Source organism: Streptomyces sp. NPDC056948, assembly GCF_042674225.1.
Lineage (GTDB): Bacteria > Actinomycetota > Actinomycetes > Streptomycetales > Streptomycetaceae > Streptomyces > Streptomyces purpurascens.
The window spans coordinates 1-1,703 of sequence record NZ_JBHUQX010000786.1 but is presented as its reverse complement, the minus strand read 5'-3'; the positions used below and the strand labels follow the sequence as shown (position 1 = coordinate 1,703).

General features: G+C 68.8%; 2 protein-coding genes. One reads left to right on the top strand and one right to left on the bottom strand.

Annotated elements, in window-relative coordinates; translation table 11 throughout:
• Positions 1-69: 69 nt before the first annotated feature.
• Positions 70-771, bottom strand: coding sequence for a DUF5324 family protein (locus ACFTZL_RS44715; protein ID WP_382596329.1), 702 nt, complete (start codon positions 769-771; stop codon positions 70-72).
• 354 nt (positions 772-1,125) lie between these two features.
• On the opposite strand from ACFTZL_RS44715, the gene ACFTZL_RS44710 reads away from it, so the two are divergent.
• Positions 1,126-1,653, top strand: a complete 528-nt coding sequence (locus ACFTZL_RS44710) for a peptidylprolyl isomerase (protein ID WP_382596326.1) — start codon at positions 1,126-1,128, stop codon at positions 1,651-1,653.
• Positions 1,654-1,703 lie beyond the last annotated feature (50 nt).

The window sequence follows — 1,703 nt, the reverse complement described above, 5'->3', positions numbered from 1 at the left end:
GCAGGGCGGGAGACTCTCAAGGTCGGACCTCGAGTCTCCCGCCCCGCCGTGCTGTTGCCCTGGCGGCCGTCAGGAACGGTCGTCGCGCCGAGCGGCCTCTTCCTCTGCCTGCTTGGCCTCGACCTCCGGGTCCAGGACCGACTGGCCGCTGCCGTCCACGGAGGACAGCCGGCCCGACTCGGGTACCTCGGTCGCGGCGGGCGGCTCCACCAGCCAGTCCGGGTTGGCCTGCTTGTCCCACCACTTCCAGGCGGCGAAGGCACCACCGGCGAGGGCGCCCAGAATCGCCAGTGTCTTCACGGCACGGCCGGCCCTCGCCCGCCGTTCCTGCTTGCGGACCAGCTTCTGGATCTCCTTCGACGAGACCTGACCACGCAGCGCGGCCAGCGCGGCCACACTCCGGGCGGCGGCCTCGGTCGTGACGGGACCGGCCGCGGCCCTCGCCTGCTCAAGCCTCGGCCGGGAGTAGTCCGCCGCCTGCTTCGCGGCCTTGCGGGTGCGGACGGCGGCTTCTTGGGCGGCCTGGTCGACCTTCGGCGGCACATGCGTACGGGCCTGCTCCAGATACGGCTGCACATGGGCGCCGTACTGAACGCGTGCCTGTCCGGCGGCCTGGGTCACCTTGGGCGCCAGCCGTACGCGTGCCTCGTGTGCGTAGTGCGTAGCCCTGTCCTTGGCCGTGTCGGCGTAGGGCGCCACCACTTCCGCGGCGTGCAGCACGCTGCCCTTCGCCGAACCGGTCGCGGCGCGCACGCTGTCGATGCGGGTCACGGGTTCCTCCTCCTCGGTGGCGTACGGTATTTCGACTTTCCACCCTTTTACGGATCATGCCTCCGGGAGCGCCGCCAGGCATGCGCGGGCGGGCATCCGGGTCACGGGAAACGGCCCCGGGCCATGTCAGGTCGAAAGCCGATCACGTGCAATAGCGGATGAATCGGGGGCAACAGGAGCTTGTCGTCGACAATGCCACGGATCGCTGCCGCGCGCCCCCGCCCCGGGACTACTCGACTGGTTTTCCGCAACCGATCGGCCCTTGTTTCCCCCCGGCGAACGGAGGTCAGGCGACGTGGGGCGCCGTCCATGCGAGGATCAGGGAGTCACGGAAAGACAACGGAAGGCAGGATCGTGGCTGAGCAGCTCTACGCCACCCTGAAGACCAACCACGGCGACATCGAAGTCCGGCTTCTGCCGAACCACGCCCCCAAGACGGTCAAGAACTTCGTCGAGCTCGCCCAGGGCGAGCGGGAGTGGACTCACCCCGAGACCGGGAAGAAGTCCACGGACAGGCTCTACGACGGTACGGTCTTCCACCGGGTGATCAGTGGCTTCATGATCCAGGGCGGTGACCCGCTGGGCAACGGCACCGGCGGTCCCGGCTACCAGTTCGAGGACGAGTTCCACCCGGACCTGCGCTTCGACAAGCCCTACCTGCTGGCGATGGCCAACGCCGGCCCGGGCACCAACGGCTCGCAGTTCTTCGTCACCGTCTCCCCGACGGCGTGGCTGAACCGCAAGCACACCATTTTCGGCGAGGTCACCGACGCGGGCAGCCAGAAGATCGTGGACACCATCGCCGCGATCCAGACGAACCCGCGCACCGACCGCCCGGTGAACGACGTGATCATCGAGTCGGTCGTCATCGAGACGCGCTGAGCACGAAGGCCCCCCACAGGGGAACCAATCGCCCCGCTCATCCGTAAGGA